Here is a 16335-nt window from a genome sequence, read left to right on the forward strand (position 1 = left end):
CATTGGCGAAATCGCAAAGGACGGCACTCCCCTCGCCGAGGGGAGATGCCTGACGGGACAGGTGGGTGCGCCGTAGAGCAAGGCCTCTGCGCTCGCTCTAATTCCCCAGCGCTTCCTTGATCGCGGCGTTGCCACGCGTAACCGCATTGTCGAGCGCCTGCTGCGCGGTTTGCTGGCCGGCGAGCATCTTCTCGAACTCCTCGTTCTGGATATCGCGCACCTGCGGCAGATTCGGCAAACGCACGCCCTTCGAATTGTCGGTCGGCGCCTTACCCGTCATCTGCAGGATCGGGGTCTCGCGACCGATATTCTTGTCATAGAAACCGGATTTCTTGGTCGCTTCATAGGCCGCCAACGTTACCGGCAAATAGCCCGACTTCTGGTGCAGGTACTCCTGCACGTCGGTCTTCGACAAATAGGCGAAGAAAGCAGCCACTCCCTTGTATTCCTCGTCGGATTTGTCCGCGAAAACCCACAGGCTGGCGCCACCCGGCGTCGTGTTCTGCGGCGCGCCCTTGGCGTCGCTGTCATAGGGCAATTGGCCGATGCCGTAATTCATGCCGGACTTGACGATATCGCCGAGCCCGCCGGAGGATTCAGTCATGATCCCGCATTCGCCGGCAAGGAAGATCTGCTTGGCTTCGGAAGTGCGGCCGCCATATTTGAAGGTGCCGTCCTTGGCGAGGTCTGCGAGCGCCTGGAAATGGTTGACGAAAATCGGCGCATTGATCTTGAGCTCGACATCGCCGCCGGCCAGACCGTTCTGCTGGGTGGCCCATGACACGTCATTCCAGGCCGCGAAATTCTCCAGATGGATCCAGGTCAGCCAGGTCGAGGTATAGCCGCAGGCGGCCGCGCCGCTCGCCTTGATCTTCTTGGCATCTTCCCACACCTCATTCCAGGTCTTGGGCGGGCTGTCGACGTCGAGACCAGCCTTCTGGAAGATATCCTTGTTGTAATAAAGGATCGGCGAAGAGGAGTTGTAGGGGAAGGAGAGCATGGTGCCGTCCGGCTTCGAATAATAGCCGACTATGCCTGGCAGGTATTGGCTCTTGTCGAAGGTCATTCCGGCGCTGGTCAACACATCGGCTGCCGGCTTGATTGCGCCTTCGGCTGCCATCATCACGCCAGTGCCGACATCGAACACCTGAATAATGTCGGGCGCCTGGCCGGCGCGGTACGCGGCGATGCCGGCATTCAACGTCTCGGGATACGTGCCCTTGAACACCGGAACGAGCTCGTAGTCGCTCTGGCTGGCATTGAAATCTTTGGAGATCTTGTCGACAACTTCGGCATTGGCGCCAGTCATGGCGTGCCACCAACTGATCTGCGTGACAGCAAAAGCGGAGGTTGAGGAAAGCAGCGTAAAGGTGGCGGCAACACCGGCCGCGAAGCCGAAGGACTTCATGTTTCATCTCCCGTTTGTCATTGGCGAAAGGGGCACTCCCGCAAAGGCAATATGTGTCGCTCATGACAATCAGACAACGGTTTTGTTGCAGATCGACGAACTTCACCCCTTTGCCTCACGCAACGCTCGCTGCCGCTTGGCGGCATGGAAAGCGATACGGTTAGCCGGCTTAGCGCGACGACAAGCGCGCCAGGAACTGCCGTCAGGACTGCCAAGCTGGCTTTCGACATATCAGCCCTGATTGCAGCCGCTGCAACCCGAAGAGACACGCCAGGGTTGTGGGCGACTTTATCGATCCTTCAACGGCAAAGCGCTACTCAATTCTGCTGCCTTGTTTATTTCCGATAGATCAGGTGAAATAAGATGCTGACGGTCTACAATTGCATCGTCAACGAACACGACCTGAGACTGGTCGCACTCGCCGCGCTGATCTGCGGGATTTCCTGTTTCTCTGCTGTCAACCTGCTTCACCACATCAGCCGCTCCACAGATCGGAACCGGCTTGCCTGGTTGATGATCGCGGCGACGTCGACCGGCTTCGGCATCTGGGCTACGCATTTCATCGCCATGCTCGCGTTCACACCAGGCATACCCAGTGCCTACGATCCGGCGCTCTCCGTGCTTTCGCTCGCTGCTTCGGTCGCGCTGACGGCGACCGGCATGTGGATCGCCACCTTGCGGGACGAGTTCGATTATCATCTCGTCGGCGGCGCCGTCCTGGGCGGCGGCATCGGGGCCATGCACTACATCGGCATGGCGGCATTCGAAGTCCAGGGCCGGATCGAATGGAACCTGTTGCTCGTCGCCGTTTCCTTGCTGGCCGGCGTGACGCTTGCGGCGCTGGCGCTGCGGGTCGTGCTGCGCCGCCCCTCCTTGCGAGCGACCTCCGTCGGCGCGGTGCTGCTGACGCTGGCGATCTGCACCTTGCATTTCATCGGCATGGGTGCCGTCTCGATCTTTCCCGATTCCTCGATCGCCATATCCCAGTACACGATCGAGCCGACCTCGCAGGCTTTCGCGGCCGCGGCCGCCACGCTGGTGATCCTGGTGCTGTCGGCATCGGCGCTGTGGATCGATTTGCGCTTCCGCCGCCAGAAGCTCGAAGTCGACCGCATGCACGGCCTGGCCAACGCCGCAGTGGAGGGCCTGATCGTCTGCGACGGCAACCGCATCATCAGCGCCAATGACAGCATTGCGAGGCTGACAGGCATGGCACCCGCGACGCTGAACGGAATGCAGCTTGGCGATCTCTTCGGGGCCGATATGTCCGGCTTCGGCGAACAGCCGCACGAGGCCGAATTGAGCGGCCGCGATGGCACAGGCATTCCTGTCGAACTGATTGCCCGGAGCATCGACTACTGTGGCAAGCCTCACAATGTGGTCGCGGTCCGCGACATTCGCGAGCGCAAGAAGGCTGAACTGGAAATCCTGCGCCTTGCCCATTTCGATCCATTGACCGGACTGGCCAATCGCCGCAGCTTTTCCAACCGGCTGGAGACGGAAATTGCTGCGATGAGCCGGGGAAGGAAAGGCGGCCACCTTGCGCTTCTGCTGCTCGATCTCGACCGCTTCAAGGAGGTCAACGACCTGTACGGGCACGGCGCCGGCGACGCCATGTTGCAGAAGGTCGCGCATTGCGCGACCGGCGTCCTTGGTCAAGGACAGCTGGTGGCGCGGCTGGGCGGCGACGAATTCGCCATCATCGCCCCGAACCTGACCGACCCGTTGGAGGCCGGCCGTATCGCCAACGCCGTGCTGACCGCCATGCGTGAGGAAAACCGGCTCTCGGTCGGCGGCGGCCTGGTGTCGGCCAGCATCGGCATCGCGCTTTATCCGTCGGATGCCGAAAACCAGGCCAGCCTGATAAGCCACGCCGATACGGCACTCTACCGGGCCAAGACCGAAGGCAAGGACACCTACCGCTATTTCGAGGCCTCGATGGGAGCCGAGGCACGAGACAAGCGCGTGATGGAGCACGAACTGCGCCAGGCGGTCGCGCGCCAGGAGTTCTACCTCGTCTACCAGCCGCAGAAGGAGATCAGCAGCGGCAAGATGGTCGGCTTCGAAGCTCTGATCCGTTGGCGACATCCGACACGCGGCGACGTGCCCCCGAACATCTTCATCCCCGTGGCCGAAGAGAGCGGAGCCATTGGCCAGATTGGCGATTGGGTGCTGACGGCGGCCTGCGAGGAAGCCGCCCGCTGGGAAAATCCGCTGACCGTGGCCGTCAATGTCTCGGCGGTGCAGCTTCACAATACCAATTTCAGCCGCAAGGTCCATGAAACGCTGCTGAATTCCGGGCTGGCGCCCGGCAGGCTCGAACTTGAGATCACCGAAACGGCGCTTGTGAAGGACATGCCGCGCGCGCTGGCGACCTTGCGGCAGGTCAAGGCGCTGGGCGTGCGCGTGGCGATGGACGATTTCGGAACCGGCTATTCCTCGCTTTCCAACCTTCGCGCCTTCCCCTTCGACAAGATCAAGATCGATGGCTCCTTCATCAAGTCCGTCGACAAGAACGGCCAGGTCGCGGCGATCGTGCGCGCCGTTCTGGGACTTGGGCGCGGCCTCGGCCTGCCGGTTCTGGCGGAGGGTGTCGAGACGCTCGGCGAGCTGAAATTCCTGGACGCTGAAGCCTGCGAGATCGGCCAGGGCTACTATATCGGCAGGCCTGGCCTCATCGAGGAATTCGGCGACCTGACCGGTGTCGACGCACCCACTGTCGGCAGCAAAGCCGCCAGCATGCGCGACAGAAGCGTTCTGGCCTTCGCGCCCACGCCTGCGCTCGCGACGCGCTTTTAGAGGCTTTCCGGCTTGAGCGCCGTCTCGACCAGCCGCCTGGCGTCCGGCCCCGACCATTCCGCAGGGCCGTTCATATGGGCGATCAGGCAGCCCTCGCCATCGATCAGCATGGTGACGGGAAGGCCGAGCGCCAGGCCGCGCGTCTTGAGGTCGTTGAACAGCGCCATCGTCGAATCCCGGTAGTAGCCCAGCGTCGCGACGCCGGTATCGCTGAGGAACTTCTTCGGCTTCACATCGTCACCGGCATCGACATTGACGGCGACCACCTCAAAGACGTCACTGCCCATTTCCTTCTGCAGCACATCGAGCGCCGGCATTTCGGCGCGGCACGGCGCGCACCATGTCGCCCACAGATTGAGCAGCACCGTCTTGCCGGCATGATCGGCAAGCGTCATCGGCTTGCCGTCCGGACCATTGAAGGCAAGGCTCTTCAGGGATTGCGGCGGATCGGCCGGCAGAAGGGCTGCGACCTCGCCGGTTGCCGAAGCCGCGACCTTCTTGGCGCGGTCGCTCTTGGCGGCACAGGCGACATCGTCCTTGCTCTCGCCGACGGCAGCTTGTGCTGGTGCATTGTTGCCAGACCGGCTCTCGCTGACATATACCGCGACCGCGCCGGCCAGCGCGCCGGCCACCAAGGCGGCGAGGATCAGGCGCGGGGCCGGGAAGAATCTATTACCGTCTGCCATTTTCTCAAAACTGCTCCGAAGCACGGGTTATAGCCATGAGCGACAAGAAGACCAGCAACCAGATGTGGGGCGGACGTTTTGCCTCGGGTCCGGCCGCGATCATGGAAGCGATCAACGCGTCGATCTCCTTCGACCGCAAACTCTATGCGCAGGACATCAAGGGCTCGATCGCCCATAGCGAGATGCTGGCGCAAACGGGCATTATTTCGGCGGCCGATCAAGAAAAAATCACTCACGGGCTGAACACGATCCTGAAAGAGATCGAGGCCGGCAGCTTCGAGTTCTCGACCCGGCTCGAAGACATCCACATGAACATAGAGGCGCGCCTTGCCGATCTGATAGGCCCAGCGGCTGGCCGGCTGCACACCGCCCGCTCGCGCAACGACCAGGTCGCGGTCGATTTGAGGCTGTGGGTCAAGGACGAGTGCTTTCGCGTCGCCGAGGCGCTGAAAGGGCTGATCAAGGCGCTGCTGGAGCGGGCCGAGGAGCATGCGGCAACGGTGATGCCGGGCTTTACCCATATGCAGGCGGCACAACCCGTGACCTTCGGCCATCACTGCATGGCCTATGTCGAAATGTTTTCGCGTGACCTGTCGCGTGTGCGCGATGCGATCGAGCGGATGGACGAGAGCCCGCTCGGTGCCGCGGCGCTCGCCGGCACCAGCTTCCCGATCGACCGTCACCAGACCGCCAAGGCACTCGGCTTCCGCGAGCCGATGCGCAATTCGCTGGACAGCGTCTCGGACCGTGATTTCGCGCTGGAGTTCCTCGGCATGGCGGCGATCTGCGCCACGCATCTGTCGCGGCTGGCCGAGGAGATTATCATCTGGTCGACGCCGCAGTTCGGCTTCGTCAGGCTGTCGGACTCGTTTTCGACCGGCTCCTCGATCATGCCGCAAAAGAAGAACCCCGATGCCGCTGAGCTGGTGCGCGGCAAGACCGGCCGCGTCACCGGCCATCTCGTCGGCCTGCTAACGGTGATGAAGGGCATGCCTTTGACCTATGGCAAGGACATGCAGGAAGACAAGGAATCGGTGTTCGATGCCGCCGAGACGCTGGACCTGATGCTAGCCGCGATGACCGGCATGGTTTCGGACATGACGGTCAACGCAGCCGCGATGAAGAAGGCCGCTGGCGCCGGCCACGCGACCGCGACCGACCTTGCCGACTGGCTGGTGCGCACGCTCGGCCTGCCGTTCCGCGAGGCGCATCATGTCACCGGCCGGGCGGTGGCGCTGGCCGAAGACCAGAAGGTGGGGCTGGAGAGGCTTTCGCTAGAGGATCTGCAGTCGATCAATCCCGGCATCACGGCGGACATATTTTCGGTGCTGGCGGTGCAGAACTCGGTCAAGAGCCGCACCAGTTTCGGCGGCACGGCGCCGTCGGAAGTGAGGAAGCAGATCCGCGCCTGGAAAAAGCGACTGGCGAAAGCATGATGCCGGATATTGCGACCAGCAATATCGCTGATATTGCGCCCAGCAATATCTCGGGGTGCAATACGCCGAGAACTCGGCTAGAAGCGGCGGCTGACAAAAGTTTCAGACGGATGGATCGATGACCGGAAGCAGGATTTTGGTGACGCTGACGCTGCTGGTTGCGATGGCGGCCGTTTCGGCCTGCGGCAGGAGGGCCGGTCTCGACACGCCCTATGAGGCAGCCGTGCAAGCGCGCAAGGATGCCTCCAAGGCCCACCAGCCTGTGCCGCCGGAGCCGGAAAAACCGGTCGTGGACAAGAAGTTCATCCTCGACCCGCTGATCTAGAACCGATGAGGCTGGGTTGGTCTTTCTAAACCCGATCTCATAGCGCTCCAACTTCCCGGAACCATTCTCGTGAACCATTTCGACTACCGCGACGGCGTGCTGCATGCCGAGGACGTGGCGATCCCCGATATCGCCGCACAGGTCGGCACGCCGTTCTACTGCTATTCGACGGCCACCTTGACCAGGCACTACCGGGTGTTCGCGCAGGCCTTTGCCGGGCTCGACGCGCTGGTCTGCTATGCCATGAAGGCCAATTCCAACCAGGCCGTTCTGCGGACGCTGGCGAAGCTCGGCGCCGGCGCCGACGTGGTTTCGGAAGGTGAATTGCGCCGGGCGCTGGCCGCCGGCATCCCGGCCGGCAAGATCCTGTTTTCGGGCGTCGGCAAGACCGCACGCGAAATGGACTTTGCCCTTGCCGCCGGCATCTTGTGCTTCAACGTCGAATCCGAGCCTGAACTCGAGCTCTTGTCGGCCCGAGCCGTGGCGCTTGGCAAGGTGGCGTCGATCTCGCTGCGCATCAATCCCGATGTCGACGCCAAGACCCACAAGAAAATCTCCACCGGCAAGGCCGAGAACAAGTTCGGCATTCCGTGGCAGAAGGCGCGTCAGGTCTATGCCCGCGCGGCAACGCTTCCCGGCATCAAGATCACCGGCATCGACACCCATATCGGCAGCCAGATCACCGAGTTGCAGCCTTTCGACGACGCCTTCGCCCTGCTTGTCGATCTGATCGGCGCGCTACGCACTGACGGCCATGCCATCGAGCATATCGATCTCGGCGGCGGCCTCGGCATTCCCTACCGCGTCGACAACAATCCGCCGCCCTTGCCCGACGCCTATGCCCAGATCGTCAGGAAGCATGTCACCAAGCTCGGATTGAAGGTGATGTTCGAGCCGGGCCGGCTGATATCAGGCAATGCCGGCATCCTCGTCTCGGAAGTGATCTTCGTGAAGGAAGGCGACGCCAAGAACTTCCTCGTCGTCGACGCCGCCATGAACGATCTGATCCGGCCGACGCTCTACGACGCTTTTCACGACATCCGCCCGGTCGTGCAGCCGCCGGCCGATACGCCACGCATGATGGTCGACGTGGTCGGCCCCGTCTGCGAGACCGGCGATTATATCGGCCTCGACCGCGATCTGCCCAGGCTGAGGGCCGGCGACCTGATTGCCGTCTCCACCGCCGGCGCCTACGGCGCGGTCCAAGCCGGCACCTACAATACCCGCCTGCTGGTGCCGGAGGTGCTGGTTGACGGCGACCGTTTCCATGTCGTGCGGCCGCGTCTGACCTATGACGACCTGATCGGGCTGGATTCCGTGCCCGACTGGCTCGCATAGAAGCGGCTCGGCCCGGATGCCGGGCCGTTGTGCTACAGCCGGTTGTGGATGAGCGCCCTGACATCGGCGATCCCATTCTCGTCACGGCGGTAGAACGTCCATTGCTTGATGCGTCTGGCGCGCAACAGGCCGGCCTGGGTGAGCACGCGCATATGCTCGCTCAACGTCGCTTGTGTGATGCCGAGCTTCTCGGCGATCAGCAGCGCGCAAACGCCGTCCTCGACCAGATCGCCGTCCGCCTGGGGCGGGAAATGCGCGCGCGGATCCTTCAGCCAGTCGAGAATCTGCAGCCTGCGTTCGTTGGCAATCGCCTTGAAAACATCAACCTCTTGCATTTAGGCATTTTGCCAAGTTACTAATTACTGTCAATCCCGAGGAGATCACCATGTTGCAGGGCAATACCGTGACACGCGAGCGCATTGCCGCGATGGAACCGCGCATCCGCCCCTATATCAGGCACACACCGGTGCTGCGCGTCGACATGGCTGACTTCGACCGGCCGCCGCTGACGGTCGACCTGAAGCTCGAATGCCTGCAGCATTCCGGCTCGTTCAAGGCACGCGGCGCCTTCACCAATCTCCTGGAACGGCCGGTCCCCAAGGCGGGTGTCGTCGCCGCGTCGGGCGGCAACCATGGTGCGGCCGTCGCCTATGCCGCCATGCGGCTTGGCCACAAGGCGACCATCTTCGTTCCGGAGGTGAGCCCGGTGGCCAAGCTGGAGCGAATCCGCAGCTACGGCGCCGAGCTGATCGTCGGCGGCGCCCGCTATGCCGAGGCGCTGGCCGCCAGCGAACGGTTCGCCGAGGAAACCGGCGCCTTGCAGATCCATGCCTTCAACCAGCAGGAGACGCTGATCGGCCAGGGCACGCTTGGGCTGGAAATCGAGCGCGACCTGCCGGAGATCGACACGCTGCTGGTCGCTGTCGGCGGCGGCGGCCTGATCGGCGGCATCGCTGCCTGGTTTGCCGGCCGCATCCGCATCATCGCCGTCGAGCCGGAAGGGGCACCAACGCTTTACCGCGCCTTCGAGGCCGGACACCCCGTCGATGCACCAGCCGAGGGCATCGCCGCCGATTCGCTGGCGCCAAAGCGTGTCGGCGAAATGATGTTCCCGATCGCCGAGGCCTTTGTCGAACGCTCGATCCTGGTCAGCGACGACGACATCATCGCCGCGCAAAAGGCGCTGTGGAACCGGGTCCGCATCATCTCCGAGCCGGGTGGCGCCGCGGCCTTTGCCGCGATCCTGTCCGGCCGCTATGCGCCGACACCGGGCGAACGCGTCGCTGTGCTGGTCTGCGGGGCGAACGCCAACCTCACAACCTTTTGACCGCAACCATGACTATGGAACTATAACGGCGGCCTTCACGTTTTTCCAAACTGCCTCGCCTTTGCCGTGTTTGCTGGTATTCTTTGAGTCGTGAGGCTTGGGCTATCGTGCCCGCACCACAGCATGATCCCGAAGAGTGGAATCCGGTTTTCGGAAACTGATCATGCTCAAGAAGATAGAGCCCTGTCCCGGTTCTTTCGGGATGGAATAGGCTTTAGGAAGGGCCGATGACGCAACGACCCACCTTCAGCAGCGATCGCGGCCTGGCCGGGCGCCTAGCCTTGAGCCGGCTGGCGACGCGGGTCTCGATGATGGTCGAGCGTGGCTGGCCGTTGCTGCTCCCGCTCGTCATCGTCGCCAGCCTGTTCCTCAGCGTTTCATGGCTCGGCATCTTCTCACGGCTGCCGGATATGGCGCGCATCGGCCTTGTCGCCGCCTTCGCCATCGCGGCGCTGGCCGCGCTCTATCCGCTGCGCTTCTTCCGCATCCCTGGTGCCGCCGAAATCGACCGCCGCATCGAGGCGGCCAATCAATTGCTGCACAGCCCGGTGCTGGTGCAGACCGACCGGCCTAGCGGCAAAGAAAGCAGCTTCTCGCAAGCGCTCTGGCGCGAACACCAGAAGCGCATGGCCGGAAAGCTCGACAGCCTTGGTGCCGACCTGCCGCGCACGCGCGTGCCGGAGCGCGACCCCTGGGGGCTGCGCGCGGTGGCGGCACTTTTGTTCGTTACCGCCTTCGCCTTCTCCTTCGGGCCGACGGGCGGCAGGGTCAGCGACGGGTTCAATGCCCATGGCGCGCAAGATGCCGTGCCGCCGCGCATCGACGCCTGGGTGACGCCACCGGCGTATACCGGCAAGCCGCCGATCTTCCTGACCGCCGACGCCAACCAGGCGACGCCGACCTTCACCGTTCCCGAAGGCAGCGATGTGTCGTTGCGCGTGACCGGCGGCTCGGGCGAGGAAACGCTCGACTATGCCGACAAGAATGGCAATTCCCGCGCCATCGACCCGGCCGGGCCGCAGGCCGCCGCTACGGCCAAGCCTGCGGCAAGCCCGTCGACGCCGTCCAAAGTGCGCCAGTTCACCGGCAAGCTGACCAATGACGGCACGCTGACGCTGACATCGGGCGAGGATCAGCTCGGCCGCTGGGCCTTCGCGGTCATAGCCGACAAGCCGCCGCAGATCCGCTTCGTCGGCGAGCCGAAGCGGGCCGCCAACGGCGCCTTCGAACTCAATTACCAGATCGACGACGACTATGGCGCCGCCAATGCCAAGGCGGTTTTCACACTTGCCGATCCGCAGGCACCGAATGCCCATCCGCTCTATGGTCCGCCTGAAATGCCACTGTCGCTGCCGCGCCGCGGCGGCAAGAATGCCGCCAGGACCTCTAAGGACCTGACTGAACATGTCTGGGCCGGCAACAGCATCAAGCTGACACTGGTCGCCACCGACGATGCCGGCCACACCGCATCGAGCGAAACCAAGACGCTGCTGATGCCGGAGCGGCCATTCGCCAATCCGCTGGCGCGGGCCGTGATCGAGCAGCGCCGCCTGCTGGCGCTCGACGCCAATGCCAAGCCCCGCGTGCTCGACCTGATGGACGCCATCACGCTGCGTCCCGAAGACACGTTCGACAATATGTCCCACTACCTCGCCATCATGAGCGCCCGCAGCCGGCTGAAGATGGCCGACAGCGACGATCAATTGCGCAACGAGGTCTCCTATCTCTGGGAGATCGCGCTCGGCATCGAGGAAGGCAATCTCTCGGCCGCGGAAAAGCGGCTGCGCCAGGCGCAGCAGGCACTTCAGGACGCCATCAAGAATGGCGCCAGCGACGCTGAAATCGAAAAGGCGATGAAGGAACTGCGCGAGGCGATGAACCAATTCCTGCAGGAATTCGCGGAGCGCGCCAAGCAGAATCCCAACGCCCCGCAGATGCAGCAGAATGGCCAGGAACTGCGCCAGAGCGACATCGACCGCATGATGGACCAGATCGAGAACCTGGCGAAGTCGGGCGACCGCGACAAGGCGCAGCAATTGCTGTCGCAACTGCAGGATATGATGAACAACCTGCAGGCCGGCCGTCAGCAGCAAGGCGGCCAGCAGGACAGCGAGATGCGCCAGCAGATGGACAAGCTCGGCGATATCCTGCGCCGCCAGCAGGAGATGATGAACGATACCTTCCGCATGGACCAGATGCAGCGCGGCGAACGCCAGCGCGGACAGAACCGCGACGAACAGCTCGGCGAAGGCAGCGGTCAGGACGAGGAGAAGCCGGGCGTCGGCGAGGACCGCGATCCCCTCGCCCGGCAAAAGCCGATGACACCCCAGGAATTCGCCGACGCGCTGAAGCAGCTGCAGCAGGGCCAGGGCCAGCTGAAAAGCGACCTCGAGCAGTTGAAGAAGGGGCTCGAAGGCATGGGCATGGAGCCCAATGAAGGATTTGGCGAGGCCGGCAAATCCATGGGCAATGCCGAACAGGCGCTCGGCGAAGGCGAAGGCGACGAGGCCGTCGGCCATCAGGGCCGGGCGCTGGAAGCGCTGCGCAAGGGCGCCAAGGACATGATGAAGCAGATGCAGGCCATGCAGGGCGACCAGGGCGGCAGCGAGCAAGGCGGCCGCCAGCAGAACGCCGATCGTGACCCGCTCGGCCGGCCGCGCGCCAGCCAGGGTCCCGACTTTGGCGATTCGGTGAAAGTGCCCGACGAGATCGACGTACAGCGAGCGCGCCAGATTCTGGAAGCGATCCGCAAGCGGCTCGGCAATGCGCTGAGCCCCGACATCGAACGCAGCTACCTGGAACGGCTGCTAGAGCTGAAATAGAGCAATTCCAGGAAAAGTGTGAAGCGGTTTTCCGTCCGGAATTGCGATAAAACAAAGGGATTGCCGCGCCTCCACCCCACTCGAACCCCCTTCCAACGGTTGCACCCCCATGCCCAGACTTGGCGCCGTAACCCCCATCCTGCGCATCTTCGACATTGCCAAGGCGGGTGAATTCTACATCGACTTCCTCGGCTTCGAAGTGCAGTGGGAACATCGCTTCGACGACAACGCACCACTTTACATGGCGGTCGGCCGCGACGGCTGCGTCCTGCATCTCAGCGAACATCACGGCGACGGTGCACCCGGCATTGCCGTGCGCATCAAGGTCGAGGACATCGCCGCGCTGCATCGCGAGTTGATCGGCAAAAACTACCGCTTCGCCAGGCCGGGCCTGGAAGAGACGCCGTGGAAGACCCGCGAGGTATCGGTCGCCGATCCATTCGGCAACCGCCTGCATTTCTACGAGGATGCCGCCGGCTGATTCAGCCTGTTGACGAACGCTTCGCGGATTGCCTCCTGCATGCCATCGATCGCCTCGCCGGAGGCATTCGGGTTGCGGTGCATCACCACATTCGAGGAATCGATATCGCCGAACCCGTCCGCGGCCGTCAGTTCGCGACAGCCGTCCGGAATGTTGCTGCGCGAAATCGGCGCGATCGCCAGTCCGGAGGTGACGGCGAGCTTGAGGCCGCCAGTGGTGTCGCTGGTATAGGCGACACGATAGGCAAGATTGCGCTGCTCCAGTGATTTGATGGCGAAATCCTTGCACCAGCCGGCGCGGTTGTAGAGCGCGATCGGCACCGGCTGTTCCTCATGCATGTGGTGCAGGGTCGATGTCACCCACACGGTCGGGTCATGCATCAGCACCTCGCCGCCGGCAGGATCCTGCCATTCGAACACCACGCACAGATCGAGTTCGCCTGTAGCGAGCGCCGCTATTTGCGCCCCCGAATGCGCATAGCGCACGGTGACCTCGACCTGCGTGTGGCGCTTCGAAAAAGCGCCGAGCGCGCGCGACAGGATGGCGTGGCCATACTCCTCGGGAATGCCGATGCGCACCGGTCCGCCTAGCGGCGCTGCCGCCATCGACGCCGCCGTCTCATCGAGCAGCGAAACGATGCGGCGGGCATTGACGATGAGTTCACCGCCGCGTCGCGTCAGCGCGACGCCGCGCGAACCGCGTTCGAACAGGCTGTCGCCGATCAACTCTTCGAGCTTCTTCATCTGCATCGAGACCGCCGACTGGGTGCGGCCGGCCTGCTCGGCCGCTTTGGTAAAATTGCCGGTCTCGGCAATCGCCACGAAGGTGCGCAGGAGGTCGCTGTCGAGGGTTGGCCGCACGAAATCCGCCATAAGGAAATTTGATCGCTGGTATCATTCCAATTCGTTTGCAACATGTCAAATGCAGGATGATAGTGGCCTCACCCATTGGATATGCGGCTGCGAAATCGGCCGCGGACCAATCAAGAGTCCTCACTCGTGCCCGCTGCCCGAAACGGTGGCGGGTTCTTTTTACCCGGCAGGCGGCAGCTTCGGATCGTACGCGCAGGAGCTTGGATGCAGATGCAGAATCGGATGATGGGCGGCATCCTGAGCCTGTGCCTCGGCGTGCTGGTCTTTTCGCTGCAGGATCCGCTCGTCAAAGCGGTGTCGAGCGGTTATCCCGTGACCGAGGTGATGGCGATCCGCTCGATCGTCGCTCTGCCGATCCTGATATTTCTGGTCCATGCCGATGTTGGCTTGCGGGCGATACTGTCGAAGCGATTCGGCATGCTGACGGTGCGCGCCTTCATCCAGTTCACCTCCTATACGATGTACTATCTGGCGATCGCCGCTCTGCCGCTGGCCGATGCGGTGGCGCTCTACTTCATGGCACCGCTGTTCATCATGGCGCTGGCCGGGCCGTATCTTGGCGAGCGCGTCTCCTGGCGGACGCTGGCGACCGTGCTGATCGGGCTGTTCGGCGTCCTCGTGATGTTGCGTCCCGGCACCGGGCTATTCGACTGGGCGGCGCTGTTGTCGCTGGGCTCGGCGGCGCTCTATGGCTTTTCGCAGCTGATGGCCCGCAAGATCGGCGACACCGAATCGTCCACCGTCATGGCCTTCTATCAGAACGGCGCCTATCTGGTCGGCGCGGCCTTGGTTGCCGGCGCATTTCACCTGGCCGGCATTACCCACGCCGCCCACCCGAGCCTGGAATTCCTGGTGCGGCCGTGGCTGTGGCCGACGCTGCCCGATTTTCTCAAGATGGCGGCCTGCGGTTTCGTCGCCTCCGCCGGCATGATCCTGTTATCGCAGGCCTACAGGCTGGCGCCGGCCAATCGCGTTGCCACCTTCGAATACACCGGCATCCTGTGGTCGCCGCTGTGGGGTTTCCTGTTCTTCGCCGAGGTGCCGCGGTCGACGACCGTGATCGGTGCTGCCTTGATCATCGGTGCCGGCCTGCTGGCGCTCAACACCGAACGGCGCAAGAGCGCTCCACCCGTGCTCGCTGCCACCGATCCAGCCTGATCAGGCGAAGCAGATCAGCGCCCGTTCGACGCGCGAGCGGATTTCAGCCAGCGTAAAGGGCTTCTGCACGACATCGAGGATGATGCCGTTCAACTCCTCGGCGCGCTCGCGCTGGTCGGCATAGCCGGTCATCAGCACGATCTTCATCGACGGGAAGAGCGCTGCCGCCGCGATGGCCATCTCGATGCCGTCCATCTCCGGCATGCGGATGTCGGATACGACGAGATCGTAGCCGCCACGCGTGGCCTGGATCAGCGAAAGCCCTTGCGCGCCGTCCGCCGCGATATCGATCGTGTGCCCGGCGCGTTCAAGCGCGCGGGCGGCCAGGGTGCGGACGGACTCATCGTCCTCGACGATCAAAAGCTTTGCCATGGCCGGCATATTTGGCCGCGAAAGGTTGACTTTTCCTGAAAGCGCGGAGGGTCAACGAGCCTTTTTGAAGTCGCTTAGACGTCGCCCTTGACGACACCGACAAACGGCAACTCGCGAAAAGCGTGCGCGACATCCATGCCGTAGCCGACGACGAAATAGTCCGGGCAGTCGAAGCCGACATAGTCGGCATTGAGCGCAGTCTGGCGGCGCATGCGCTTGTCGAGCAGCACGGCGATGGAACAGCTTTTGGCGCCCCGCGACAGCATCAGATCGCGGGTAAAGCTCAGCGTCTTGCCCGATTCGAGAATATCGTCGATCAACAGCACGTCGCGGCCGGCGACCTCATTGTCGATGTCGCGCAGCACCCTCACCTCGCCACTGGTGGTGCCGGCGCCGTAACTGGAGATGAAGATGAACTCGACCTCCGGCGACAGGCCGACATCGTGCATGGCGCGGATAAGGTCAGCGGCGAAGATGAACGAGCCCTTCAGCACCGAGATCACCAGCAGATCGTGATAGTCGTGGGCGGCGATCTCCTTGGCGAGTTCGAGGTTGCGCCGGGCGATTGCCGATGCTGAAAACAGGACTTCGATGTCCTTGCCGCGTACGATTGGCATTGGTGTTCCTCGGTAATCGCCTATTGGGCGAAAGTGACCAAAACGGTTCTTACGCCGTTCTTAGGCACGTCGAGCCTGCTGGCAAAGCCGAATCTTTCGCCGGACGCCAGTGAACGGCCGGATGTCCCCAACGTATAGCGCGTTGTATGCCCGTCATTGCCGGTCACCCGGATTTCGAGCGGCGGCAGTTGCGCCGGTTTTGCCCCGTCATTGGTGGCCTCGCCATCGACGAACAGCGCGGGGTTCGGCCCAGAGGCGTCGACGCGTGACGTGACACCCGAAATAGTGAGCGCCGGCGCCGGCGCGCCGGACAGGAACGGCGCCTGGCGCACCAGCGCATGACCGCCGGAGACCCAGAAGGCGGCCAATGCGGCGCCGAGGCCGGCGATCCAGAAGATCGGCCCGCCACGCGAGGCCGTTGGCCGCTCCGCGGGGGCCTCGGGCTTGCGCAGCATGTCCATGCCTTCGATAGGCGGCATGACGATCGCGCGCGGCAACGGCGAAACGCTTTCCACGTCAGGGACAAGACGCGGCATCACCACGTAGTCGGCATCGACGATGTCGGCAGCCGAACCACGCATGAACCGGTCCGCAGCGGCAATTGCCGCCGGATCGGTCATGATTTCGCCGGAAACCGGGCGCGCGGTTCGATCGTCAGCCATCATGGCCCCAGCATTGCAGCACGTGTTCGCTT

The 16335-nt window shown here is 63.3% G+C and carries 15 protein-coding genes; 8 read left to right on the forward strand and 7 right to left on the reverse strand.

Going from position 1 to position 16335, the window contains the following annotated elements; translation table 11 throughout:
- Positions 1 to 97: 97 nt before the first annotated feature.
- Complete coding sequence (gene ugpB / locus NKI73_RS26305) at positions 98 to 1408, reverse strand: sn-glycerol-3-phosphate ABC transporter substrate-binding protein UgpB (protein ID WP_352633941.1); 1311 nt, start codon at positions 1406 to 1408, stop codon at positions 98 to 100.
- Between the two features lie 363 nt (positions 1409 to 1771).
- Here ugpB and NKI73_RS26310 point away from each other — a divergent pair, with 363 nt between their 5' ends.
- Positions 1772 to 4207, forward strand: a complete 2436-nt coding sequence (locus NKI73_RS26310) for an EAL domain-containing protein (RefSeq protein ID WP_352633943.1) — start codon at positions 1772 to 1774, stop codon at positions 4205 to 4207.
- Here NKI73_RS26310 and tlpA read toward each other — a convergent pair.
- The gene (tlpA, locus tag NKI73_RS26315) at positions 4204 to 4893 is read right to left on the reverse strand and encodes a thiol:disulfide interchange protein TlpA (RefSeq protein ID WP_352633945.1); all 690 of its coding nucleotides are present in this window, start codon (positions 4891 to 4893) and stop codon (positions 4204 to 4206) included. The two genes, NKI73_RS26310 and tlpA, sit on opposite strands and share 4 nt — an antisense overlap.
- A gap of 35 nt (positions 4894 to 4928) precedes the next feature.
- On the opposite strand from tlpA, the gene argH reads away from it, so the two are divergent.
- The 3 genes from argH (at position 4929) to lysA (ending at position 7992) form a co-directional block, all read left to right on the forward strand.
- On the forward strand, positions 4929 to 6329 hold the full coding sequence (argH, locus tag NKI73_RS26320; RefSeq protein WP_352633947.1) for an argininosuccinate lyase: 1401 nt from the start codon (positions 4929 to 4931) through the stop codon (positions 6327 to 6329).
- A gap of 118 nt (positions 6330 to 6447) precedes the next feature.
- Complete coding sequence (locus NKI73_RS26325; RefSeq protein ID WP_352633949.1) at positions 6448 to 6654, forward strand: hypothetical protein; 207 nt, start codon at positions 6448 to 6450, stop codon at positions 6652 to 6654.
- 69 nt (positions 6655 to 6723) lie between these two features.
- Positions 6724 to 7992, forward strand: a complete 1269-nt coding sequence (lysA, locus tag NKI73_RS26330; protein ID WP_352633951.1) for a diaminopimelate decarboxylase — start codon at positions 6724 to 6726, stop codon at positions 7990 to 7992.
- 32 nt (positions 7993 to 8024) lie between these two features.
- Here lysA and NKI73_RS26335 read toward each other — a convergent pair whose 3' ends face one another.
- On the reverse strand, positions 8025 to 8327 hold the full coding sequence (locus NKI73_RS26335; RefSeq protein ID WP_352633953.1) for an ArsR/SmtB family transcription factor: 303 nt from the start codon (positions 8325 to 8327) through the stop codon (positions 8025 to 8027).
- Between the two features lie 50 nt (positions 8328 to 8377).
- Here NKI73_RS26335 and NKI73_RS26340 point away from each other — a divergent pair, with 50 nt between their 5' ends.
- From NKI73_RS26340 to NKI73_RS26350, 3 genes are all read left to right on the forward strand, one after another.
- Positions 8378 to 9319 (forward strand): threonine/serine dehydratase, encoded by a 942-nt coding sequence (locus NKI73_RS26340; RefSeq protein ID WP_352633955.1) that lies wholly within the window; start codon positions 8378 to 8380, stop codon positions 9317 to 9319.
- Positions 9320 to 9546: 227 nt separating this feature from the next.
- The gene (locus NKI73_RS26345) at positions 9547 to 12141 is read left to right on the forward strand and encodes a TIGR02302 family protein (RefSeq protein ID WP_352633957.1); all 2595 of its coding nucleotides are present in this window, start codon (positions 9547 to 9549) and stop codon (positions 12139 to 12141) included.
- Between the two features lie 109 nt (positions 12142 to 12250).
- Positions 12251 to 12622 (forward strand): glyoxalase superfamily protein, encoded by a 372-nt coding sequence (locus NKI73_RS26350; protein ID WP_352633959.1) that lies wholly within the window; start codon positions 12251 to 12253, stop codon positions 12620 to 12622.
- On the opposite strand, the gene NKI73_RS26355 is transcribed toward NKI73_RS26350, so the two are convergent.
- Positions 12601 to 13494, reverse strand: a complete 894-nt coding sequence (locus tag NKI73_RS26355; protein ID WP_502905617.1) for a LysR family transcriptional regulator — start codon at positions 13492 to 13494, stop codon at positions 12601 to 12603. The two genes, NKI73_RS26350 and NKI73_RS26355, sit on opposite strands and share 22 nt — an antisense overlap.
- Before the next feature lie 210 nt (positions 13495 to 13704).
- On the opposite strand from NKI73_RS26355, the gene NKI73_RS26360 reads away from it, so the two are divergent.
- Positions 13705 to 14652 carry a DMT family transporter gene (locus NKI73_RS26360; protein ID WP_352634021.1) on the forward strand — a complete coding sequence of 316 codons (948 nt, stop codon included), beginning with the start codon at positions 13705 to 13707 and terminating at the stop codon, positions 14650 to 14652.
- Here the strand turns inward: NKI73_RS26360 and NKI73_RS26365 are convergent, their stop codons facing one another.
- From NKI73_RS26365 to NKI73_RS26375, 3 genes are all read right to left on the reverse strand, one after another.
- Positions 14653 to 15024 carry a response regulator gene (locus NKI73_RS26365; protein ID WP_352633963.1) on the reverse strand — a complete coding sequence of 124 codons (372 nt, stop codon included), beginning with the start codon at positions 15022 to 15024 and terminating at the stop codon, positions 14653 to 14655.
- A gap of 74 nt (positions 15025 to 15098) precedes the next feature.
- A complete protein-coding gene (hpt, locus tag NKI73_RS26370; protein WP_352633965.1) occupies positions 15099 to 15641 on the reverse strand; it encodes a hypoxanthine phosphoribosyltransferase in 543 nt (180 codons plus the stop codon).
- A 20-nt stretch (positions 15642 to 15661) separates the two neighbouring features.
- Positions 15662 to 16306 (reverse strand): hypothetical protein, encoded by a 645-nt coding sequence (locus tag NKI73_RS26375; RefSeq protein ID WP_352633967.1) that lies wholly within the window; start codon positions 16304 to 16306, stop codon positions 15662 to 15664.
- Positions 16307 to 16335 lie beyond the last annotated feature (29 nt).

The organism is Mesorhizobium sp. M0496 (assembly GCF_040321205.1).
Lineage (GTDB): Bacteria > Pseudomonadota > Alphaproteobacteria > Rhizobiales > Rhizobiaceae > Mesorhizobium.